This window comes from Methylorubrum podarium (assembly GCF_022179745.1).
GTDB classification, from domain to species: domain Bacteria; phylum Pseudomonadota; class Alphaproteobacteria; order Rhizobiales; family Beijerinckiaceae; genus Methylobacterium; species Methylobacterium podarium.
The window spans coordinates 1-8,805 of the sequence record NZ_BPRD01000261.1; the positions used below are offsets into that span (position 1 = coordinate 1).

8 protein-coding genes and 1 tRNA gene are annotated in these 8,805 nt (G+C 71.8%); 2 read left to right on the forward strand and 7 right to left on the reverse strand.

Annotated elements, in window-relative coordinates:
- Positions 1-228 precede the first annotated feature (228 nt).
- The gene (gene lexA, locus MFF42_RS13705) at positions 229-954 is read left to right on the forward strand and encodes a transcriptional repressor LexA (protein ID WP_238256229.1); all 726 of its coding nucleotides are present in this window, start codon (positions 229-231) and stop codon (positions 952-954) included.
- On the opposite strand, the gene MFF42_RS13710 is transcribed toward lexA, so the two are convergent.
- The 7 genes from MFF42_RS13710 to MFF42_RS13740 form a co-directional block, all read right to left on the reverse strand.
- Positions 948-2,825 carry a ComEC/Rec2 family competence protein gene (locus MFF42_RS13710; RefSeq protein WP_238256230.1) on the reverse strand — a complete coding sequence of 626 codons (1,878 nt, stop codon included), beginning with the start codon at positions 2,823-2,825 and terminating at the stop codon, positions 948-950. The genes lexA and MFF42_RS13710 overlap by 7 nt on opposite strands.
- A gap of 292 nt (positions 2,826-3,117) precedes the next feature.
- Entirely contained in the window at positions 3,118-3,627 is a 510-nt protein-coding gene (locus tag MFF42_RS13715) for a CYTH domain-containing protein (protein WP_238256231.1), read from the reverse strand.
- A 222-nt stretch (positions 3,628-3,849) separates the two neighbouring features.
- Positions 3,850-5,388 carry a CYTH and CHAD domain-containing protein gene (locus tag MFF42_RS13720; RefSeq protein ID WP_238256232.1) on the reverse strand — a complete coding sequence of 513 codons (1,539 nt, stop codon included), beginning with the start codon at positions 5,386-5,388 and terminating at the stop codon, positions 3,850-3,852.
- Positions 5,389-5,487: 99 nt separating this feature from the next.
- On the reverse strand, positions 5,488-6,822 hold the full coding sequence (locus MFF42_RS13725; protein WP_238256233.1) for a leucine-rich repeat-containing protein kinase family protein: 1,335 nt from the start codon (positions 6,820-6,822) through the stop codon (positions 5,488-5,490).
- A 50-nt stretch (positions 6,823-6,872) separates the two neighbouring features.
- The gene (locus MFF42_RS13730; RefSeq protein WP_238256234.1) at positions 6,873-7,172 is read right to left on the reverse strand and encodes a phage holin family protein; all 300 of its coding nucleotides are present in this window, start codon (positions 7,170-7,172) and stop codon (positions 6,873-6,875) included.
- A gap of 124 nt (positions 7,173-7,296) precedes the next feature.
- The gene (locus tag MFF42_RS13735) at positions 7,297-7,530 is read right to left on the reverse strand and encodes a hypothetical protein (RefSeq protein ID WP_238256235.1); all 234 of its coding nucleotides are present in this window, start codon (positions 7,528-7,530) and stop codon (positions 7,297-7,299) included.
- 184 nt (positions 7,531-7,714) lie between these two features.
- Positions 7,715-7,790, reverse strand: a tRNA-Lys gene (locus tag MFF42_RS13740).
- A 132-nt stretch (positions 7,791-7,922) separates the two neighbouring features.
- Here MFF42_RS13740 and MFF42_RS13745 point away from each other — a divergent pair.
- On the forward strand, positions 7,923-8,805 hold an 883-nt coding region (locus MFF42_RS13745; protein WP_238256236.1), incomplete at its 3' end, for a hypothetical protein.

Here is an 8,805-nt window from a genome sequence, read left to right on the forward strand (position 1 = left end):
CGGCGACGACATCGTCATCATCGATCCCGACACCTACGAGATCGTGGACGTGATCCCGGCCTGATCGGATCCGTGACGTCGCAACGGAGGGCGGCGGCGCTGCGGCACCGCCGCCCTTCGCATGTCTCGGTTCGTCTTGCGGAACAGGAGAGGAACGTCTAGGCTGTTCGCGCTTTGTTTTCAACGATTCTGCGGCGCCCCCGGCCCGCGGTCGACAGCAGGTGCCGCATGCTGACCCGCAAGCAACTCGAACTGCTCCAGTTCATCCAGCAAAGGATGCAAGAGAGCGGTGTGCCGCCGTCCTTCGACGAGATGAAGGACGCGCTCGATCTCAAATCCAAGTCCGGCATCCATCGCCTGATCATGGCGCTGGAGGAGCGCGGCTTCCTGCGCCGCCTGCCGAACCGGGCCAGGGCGATCGAGATCCTGCGCATGCCCGACATGCCGGCCGCCAAGCAGGGACCCGCGCCCGAGCCGCGCCGCTTCACCCCGAGCGTGGTCGAAGGCGGCCTCTCGGCGAAGCCGCCCGCGCCGAAGCCGCCGATGCTGCAGGCCCACGACGGCAACGGGCACTCGGTGATGGTTCCGGTGATGGGCCGGATCGCCGCCGGTACGCCGATCTCGGCGATCGAGAGCCAGAGCCACTCGATCTCCATGTCGCCCGACTTCCTCTCGGGCGGCGAGCATTACGCGCTCGAAGTGCGCGGCGATTCGATGATCGAGGCCGGCATCCTCGACGGTGACCTCGTGGTGATCCACAAGCAGGACACCGCCAACAACGGCGACATCATCGTGGCGCTAATCGACGACGAGGAGGCGACCCTCAAGCGCCTGCGTCGTCGCGGCTCCTCGATCGCGCTCGAGGCGGCCAACCCGTCCTACGAGACCCGCGTGCTCGGTCCCGATCGGGTGCGCATCCAGGGCAAGCTCGTGAGCCTCGTGCGCCGTTACTGAGGCGTCTCGGGGAGCGGCGGGTCCGTCGGATCGACGTCGCGGGCCGCTTCGGGCTCCGACCGGGCTGCCGGCGTCATCACCGCGCCGACGGCCCGGGGCTGCCAGGGCTTCGGTTCACCGGCGCCGCGCGTCGTGACGACCTCCGGCCCCGCCGGGCCGAGCCGGATCGCGGTCGCGCCGCGCGCCGCCAGGAAGCTGCGGTCGGCGATCAGCGGCGCGGCACAGCCCGGCGGGGCGCGCAGGCGGCTGATCAGGATGTCGGCCCGGACGCAATCCTCGGAAAAAGCGCGCTTGTCGGTGACGAGGGCGACGGAGCGCCCGTCGATGGCGGCCAGCGTGCAGCCGAGGCGGTCGCAGCGCGGCCCGGCGGTAGCGGTGACCGCGTCGGGGCGGCGCCCGTCGCCGTCGGCCTTCAGCCATTGCTCCAGCACGAAGCCGGGCGGGCGCCCGAGGACGACGAGGCGCCCATCCTTGCCGCGGATTGCGGCGCCGGCCCCGTCCCGGTCGACGTAGATGTCGTAGCGCGCCGGGCTCGCGGCCAGCGCGATGCCGAGCCCCGCCGGCAGCAGGGCCAGGAGACGCAGCCGCGACACCGGAAGGGTCGCGAGGAGCAGGGCGACCGCGAGCAGCACCAGGGCGCCCGTGCCGAAGGCCGGCAGCACCACGTTGGCCTGCCCGAACCCGGCGATCCAGGCCGAGATGTCGAGCATCCCCCGCACCGCGAGCCCCATCAGCCACCAGACCGGACGATCGAGGGCGAAGGGGTAGGCCAGCATCCCGAGCACCGCCGCGGGCATCACGGCGAGGGAGACGAGCGGCAGGGTAAGCGCGTTGCCGACGAGGCCGAAGGGCTGCACGGTCTGGAAGTGGTAGGTGGCGAAGGGCGCGGTGGCGACCTGCGCCACCAGCGTCGTGGCCAGCGTGCCGACCACCGCCGTCGCCGTCCACGACGCCGCCCGCGCGATCCGGGACGGGCTCTCGGTCCGGAAGACGCGCCCGTCGATGAGCGGCGCGCAGGCGATCAGCCCGGCCACCGCCCCGAACGACATCTGGAAGCTCGGGCCGAGCAGCGCCTCCGGCTCGCGGGCCAGCGCCAGGATCGCGGCGAGCGCCAGATTGCGCATGGTGAGCGCCGGGCGATCGACCAGGATCGCGCCGAGCATCACCAGCGTCATGATCAGCGCCCGCTCGGCGGCGACGTCCCAGCCCGAGAAGGCGCAGTAGGCGGTCACCCCCAGCATCGCCGCGCCGGCCGCGATCTTCTTGATCGGCCAAGCCAGCGCCAGCACCGGCACCAGCACCGCGCCCGCGAGCAGCCAGGGCGCGGCGCGGGGGAAGCCGCGCTTAAGCCGGAGCCAGAAGTAGAGGCCGAAGCAGCCGTGCAGCCACGCCACGACGAGGCCCGCCGCCTGCATCATGCCCTGGCCCGGCGCGGCGACCCAGGTGGCGTAGAGGACTTGGGGATAGCCGCGATCCAGTCCCTCCAGGCTCCAGGCGAGACGGGTGCCGACGACATGGCTGAGGAGCAGCATCGGCACCGCGAGGCCGAGCAGGAGCTGCGCGGTCTCGGCCGGTCGCACCCGGTAGAAGCGCCGCTCGTAGAAGGCCTGAAGGCCGAGGGCGAGATGCAAGAGAAGCGCACCGTAGAGAAGCAGCAGGGCCGGCGGCGTGCGCCAGAGCGCGGCCTTCACGGTGAGCCCGCTTTCCAGCGCGTCGAGGGAGACGTTGCCGAGCGCGTGAACGATGAGATGCGTGAGCACGTAGGCGAACAGCACGAGGCCGCTGCCGAGGCGAAGCTGACGCAGGGTCGGGCGGGCGAGCCAGCGCGGGCGGAAGGGGCGGCCACCGCCCGGACGCGCCGCCTGCTCCACCGCCCCCGCTCCCCTGTCTCGAAATCTGTCCCACCGCCTTCATAGCGCGGGGCGCCGCAACGACGAAGCCGTCTCCGGCGAGCGAAAAAATCGCGCGTGCCATGTCACGCCGCGGGGGAACGACGAAGCCGTCTCCGGCGAGCGAAAAAATCGCGCGTGCCATGTCACGCCGCGGGGGCCCGCCTCGTCATGGCTGCGAGGCGACGGATCGGGCGGCCTGAAGCCCGGCGTGGCCGAGGCCGTGGCGATGCCGCGCGCGGCACCCGCTCGCTGAACCTGAACGGTTGGCCTCTCACGACGGAGCGGCCAGCACCTCCTCCAGGGTGATGACGCGCCCCGCCTCGCCGAAGCGGCGCAGCAGCGCCGACTGGCGGAAGCGGGGGTCGCCGGTCACCTCCCGGCCGAGCCAGGCCGGGCGCTCGAAGGCCTGCCCCTCGTGGTCGAGCTCCACCTCGGCCAGGATCATGCCCTCCAGAATGCCGCCATAGACATCGACCTCCCAGACGAGTCCGGCATGGGGCACGCAGTGGCGCGTCTTCTCGATGAAGCAGGTCTCGCAGACGAGACTCAGCATCGATTCCGCGTCGGCCCGCGGGATCTCGTACTCGAATTCCGGCCGTCCGAGCCCGACGCGCTCACCCTTGACCGTCAGCCACGCCCGGCCCTCGTCGAGCCGCACACGCACCTTGTTCCCCGTCTCGAACTGCCCGATCAGCCCGTCCGTGAGCCGGCGGCGACTGGTGACACCCGCCCGCCAGCCCTCATCGGCCACGAGGAACTTCCGCTCGACCTCGAAACGCATTACCGCGAAAAACTCTGGCAGCGGAAACGTTCCCGCCCCTTCAACCCGGCCCGGTTACGGCAGAGTTCGGTTGCGGACAATTGGCCCCCGCGCAGGCCACGGCCCCAACCTTAGCGGATTGGAAGCTCCAGGGATCGATTGACACGATCGAACGGCACGGGAGCCGGGTTCGCATCGGACCACCCTCCGAGGCGCCCGGCTCCGCCCGTGCACGGTGGGGCCTCAGCGCCAGAACGGCTTGGTGTCGACGAGATCCTCGTGCGCCTCGGCCGCGGCCTCCAGGAGCGAGCGGGTGCGCGCCTCGATGTCGGCCGCGGTCATCCCGGCGGCGAACAGGGTCGAGGCGCCGACGGATTCGACCGTCATGTCCCGCATCAGCTCGTCGCCGGTGGCGATGTCGTTGAGCGCGCCGAGATGGTCCTGAAGGTCGGACAGCGCCTTGCCGAAGGCCGCGTGGCGCTTGCTCGCCTTCTTGCCGGGGAAGAGCGCGGCGAAGAACTCCGCACCGTAGCGCAGCTTCTTGGCGGCGATGCGGACCCGGTGGCGCTCCTCGGGATCGAGCTCGTCGAGGTCGCGCCCGCGCCGCTTCACCTGCCGCCGCCGCCGGTCGAGTTCGCGGGCGGCGAAGACGCGCGCCGGCTCTTCGCGCAGGGAGGTGCGGCCGGGGCTCTCGTCCCGCAGCCACGGGCCGGCATTGATCCAGCCGACGAGATCGAGCAGCAGCATCCGCCACGCATCCGAGCCGAGGAGCGCGGCGATGTCGCGATAGGCTTGGGCGCGCTCCTCCTCGAGCTGCCGCTCCAGGCCGAGCAGGCCGGTCTCGTCCGGGTGCCGCTCGCGCTCGGCCGGCAGGACGGTGGCGAGGAAAACGTCGAGGTTGCGCGCCCGGCCCAGCGGCTCGGTGACCTCCTTCAGCTCCGTCCGGATGCGCACGCCGAGGGGATCGTCCACGAGGTCGCCGAACAGCGAGAAGGCCGAGCGCAGGCGGCGGATCGAGACGCGCATCTGGTGCAGGGCATCGACGTCGCGGCCCTTGAGCAGGATGTCCTCGTTGATGCGCATCTGGCGCAGGCAGGCATGGGCGACGGCGCGGAACGCCTCCGCGGCGCTCATGTCCTCGCGCAGCGGCACGGGCTCGGCCTTGCGCACCCGGTCGAGCTTGCCCGTGGCCAGGGCGTAGCCGCGCTCGGCCTTGCTGCGCACGCCGAGGCGGACCGGCACGAGGTTCGCAATGGCCTGCGCGAGGGCGAACAGGTCGCTCGCGGTCCCGTCCTTCAGTTCGAGCTCGACCTCGCAGAGCGGCAGGATGCGGTCGCCGGCGGCGGGCGCCTCGATCCGCCCGGTATCGAGCGCGACCTCGATGCGCGACTCGCCCTGCTCGACGAGGTAGGTCCGCCGGGTCACCCGGGTGATGAAGAGCGGCTCAAGGGCCGCGTCGGCATCGACGAGCCGCGCGAACGGCGTGTCGGCGAGGGCCGCCCGATCGGGCTCGGAGCGCTCGACCGGCTGCTCCCATTCCGGCCGGTCGAACAGGCCGTCACCCTCGGCCTTGAGGGTCTGGACGAAGCGGCCGCCGCTCTCGCGGACCCGCAGGCCGAGCTTGGCCGCCAGCAACTGCCGGTCGGGCGTGTCGAAGTAGACGGAGGCGAGTTCCGCTTCGTCCTGCGCCGCCGCTTCCCGCAAGAGCGGGTGATCCTGCAGGGTGGTGAGGTCGGACGGCTCGCATTCCAGCTTCAGCTCGATCTCGCGCGGTTCGCTCATGCGGTTTCGTCCTGCTCCTCGTAAGGGTTGTGGCGGGTGCAAGGCTGCATCCTGCCGCATCGTGGGTGACAGGTACAACGCGGCTGAGACGGTCATGGATCACGCAGGAGCGTGACGATCCGGCGACGGAAGCCGGCTCAGGGCGTCGGTCACCTCCGCCATCGAGGGCCGCGCCCGGGTGTCGGCCTGGCAACAGGCCCGCTCCAGGGAACGCAGAGTCGCGACCCCCTCGGGCTCGCCCGTGCAGCGATCGAGCAACTCACCGAGGAGGAGGCCCCAGGCGCGCGCTTCGACCCGCTGCCAGGCGGCTCCGGCCTCGCCGGCCGGGAGCAGGGAGGCGGCCCCGAAATCGCTCAGCACGGCCTCGCCCGCGCCCCCGTCCCAGAGCGTGTTGTGCGCGTAGAGGTCGCCGTGGAGCACCCCTCGGCCATGGAGATGGGCCGCCGCGCGGGCCACGCCGGCAGCGATGCGTAGCGCCGTGTCCGGCTCCAGGGCGAGATCCGGCGCGTAGACGTCGCGGCTGCAGCTTTCCAGGCTCGGCGGTCCGGCCAGAACCCGCCAGCCGTCCGGGATCAGCGGCATCAGGAGCCCTTGCACCCCGTCCGGGTGCCCCACGATCCGCCCGAGGGCGCCGGTGAGATGGGGGTGTCGGCCGGCGGCGAGGCAGGCCTCCATCTCGCGCTCGGGCAGCCCGTCGCTGGTCATCCGGCCCTTGAACAGCTTCGCCGCGACCGCCTCCTCCCCTTCCGGATTACGCCACATGGCCCGGTAGATCCGCCCCGATGCGCCTTCGCCGAGGCAGGGACCGAGTGCGAGCGCGTCCCACGACACGCGCGGCACCCGGGCCGGCGGCGCCTCCCCGTCGAGGGGATTGCCGGCCCAGGCGATCCAGGCGAGCCGCGGCAGCGCCGCGAGCCGCGCGGGCAGCGTTTCTAAGCCGTTGGCGGAGAGGCGCAGCAATTCGAGACGCTCGGCGCCCTCCAGCGAGGCCGGCAGGCTCCGCAGCCGATTTCCCGCCAGCATCAGTTTCTGCAGAAGCGGGCGCCGGCCGATCGCGTCGGGCAGGTGCTCGATCCGGTTGTCGGTCAGCGTGAGCCAGCGCAGGCCCCGGGGCAGCGCCTCGCCCGGCACTTCGCGCAACCCGGTGGCGCGGAAGCCGATCTGGCTCAGGGCCGGGCAGTCCCCGAGCGCGGGCGGCATCCGTTCGAAGCGGTTGTTCGAACAGAACAGGACACGCAGCCGCTTGAGCCGCCCGATCTCGTCGGGGAGCGCGGTGAGGCCGCATCCGCTGAGATCGAGCACCTCCAGGGTTTCGGCGAGACCGAAGAGTTCGGGCGGGAACTCGGTCACCGCGCCGCCGAGGCGCAGCACCTTGGCCCCGGCGAGGTCGCCGCGGCGGAGGGCCTGCAGCGTTGGGAGCGGTGGAACGTCCATGAAAGTCTCGTGCGTCGCTCCCGCCGGGATGGCGGCCCGGCGCTCCGCGATCAACCCTCCGAGGAACGCAGGCTCATTCTTCGAAGGCCGAGGCGCGTCAGGATCGCCGCGGCGACGAGGAAGGGCAGAGCGACGATCAGGGCCGCCAGCGCGTCATCTCCGATCAGCGCCGCCAACGCGTCGCGGAGCGCGAACAGCAACAGGACCAGCGACGCGAGGACGAGCAGGAGCGCCCCGCCGAACAGCGTCACGAGCGATGCGAGCGCGCGCAGATTGCCCCGGATCTCTGCCCGAACGAGCCGAAGGAGGTTGCCCAGATGCGCGCCCGCATCGCGGAGGGCAGTCAGCATCAGGACGGCCGTGGTGCGCGGGTCCTGGTCCGGTCGAGCGCCCGGGGCGCTCCGCTCGCTGACTCGGGTCTCCTCAACCACCGCCTGACGCCCTCTCCACGCCTGAGAGGGCGCCGATCGCCCCTCACTGCATGCTCCGCCATAGCAGAACGATGATCGCGAATCCGAAGAGGTTGTAGCCGAGCGCCCATAGAACCATGATCCGCAGGGCTCCGCTCGACGTCGAACCGCGCGCGGTGGCCGGCTTGGCCCGGTCACCGCCGCGAGGCCGAGGAGGCGGCTGCCGGGGCGCCGGCGCGGACAGAAACCGGGTCAGGGATGCCGGAAGCGGTCGCTGCGGCGAGACGTCGTCGGCCATGGGCGCCAACCTGTCGGATGCGCGCCGCCCGCACAACATCCTTCGTGTCGGGTCTTGGGCGCGACGGCTTCGGTTTCACGACCCGAGCGGCTCGTAAAGCGCCTGAGCCGTACTGCTTGCCGCACGGAACGTGTTCCGGGCAATCAAAAACCCGCTAAGTCGTTGACCGGGCGGGCGAAATCTGTGGTGAGCGCGCTGGGACTCGAACCCAGGACCTACAGATTAAAAGTCCGTTGCTCTACCAACTGAGCTACGCGCTCGCATCCGGTTCGCGCTCAGCGCCGCGGGGCGGGCCGGTTGCGCTCGGAGCGTGGGGCTCGCAATAGGGGCTCGGGGCGGGAGGGTCAACACGGCTCGGTGGGCCGCCAACCGGTGAGTCGATACGAAGACCGATGAGCAGAGCGAACCCGGCGGGCTCGCCGCCGGAATGGCGGCGTTTCGTCCTGCTGTTCCTGAGCGTGACGGCCGTCGCGGGCATGGCCTGCATCGGCTTTGTCGCCGCCCTCGACCCCTACGGCCTGCGGTCCGGCCCCGGCCGGGCGCAGGGGCCGCTGATGGATGGCAACCAGCGCTTCATGTATCCGCAGGTGGCGCGCAGCGGCGCCTACGACGCGGCGGTGTTCGGCACCTCGACCCTGCGCCTGCTCGACCCGGCGGAACTCGGCCGCGCCTTCGGCGGGCGCTTCGCCAACCTGTCGATGAACGCGGCGACGCCCTACGAGCAGAGCGAGCTGGCCCGGCTCTACCTGCGCCATGAGCGGCCGACGATGCTGATCCTCGGCATCGACCCGACCTGGTGCGAGCCGGATGCGGACGAGCGCCGCCTGACCTTCCGCGCCTTCCCCGCCTGGCTCTACCAGCCGATCACGGCGTGGGACGCGCTGGTTCAGGTAAACTGGCAGAGCCTCGGCACCGCCTTCGAGGCCGCGCTGCACCGGCTCGGGCTCGCCCGGGCGCGGCTCGCGGGCAACGGCTACGCGGTGTTCACGCCGCCGGAAGGACTTTACGACGCGGCCCGCGCGCAGGCGCATATCCGCGCAGCTCAGGCGATCCTGGCCGCCGCCGAGGCCGAGCCGGGCTACCGGCCGACGCCCGCCGACGCTCCGATGCCGGCGCTGGGCTGGCTCGACGCGCTGCTGGCGCAGGCCCCGCCCGAGACCCGCAAACTCGTGGTCCTCCCGCCCGTCCACGTCTCGCAGCAGGGCACGTCCGGCTCGCCCGCCGCGGCGCGCGAGGCCGCCTGCAAGGCGGAGGTGGCGCGGATCGGCGCGGCGC

Coding starts and splice junctions, on each gene's coding strand:
- lexA (WP_238256229.1), top strand. CDS start 229: ATGCTGACCCGCAAGCAACTCGAACTGCTCCAGTTCATCCAGCAAAGG.
- MFF42_RS13715 (WP_238256231.1), bottom strand. CDS start 3,627: ATGCGTTTCGAGGTCGAGCGGAAGTTCCTCGTGGCCGATGAGGGCTGG.
- MFF42_RS13720 (WP_238256232.1), bottom strand. CDS start 5,388: ATGAGCGAACCGCGCGAGATCGAGCTGAAGCTGGAATGCGAGCCGTCC.
- MFF42_RS13725 (WP_238256233.1), bottom strand. CDS start 6,822: ATGGACGTTCCACCGCTCCCAACGCTGCAGGCCCTCCGCCGCGGCGAC.
- MFF42_RS13730 (WP_238256234.1), bottom strand. CDS start 7,172: ATGCTGACTGCCCTCCGCGATGCGGGCGCGCATCTGGGCAACCTCCTT.
- MFF42_RS13735 (WP_238256235.1), bottom strand. CDS start 7,530: ATGGCCGACGACGTCTCGCCGCAGCGACCGCTTCCGGCATCCCTGACC.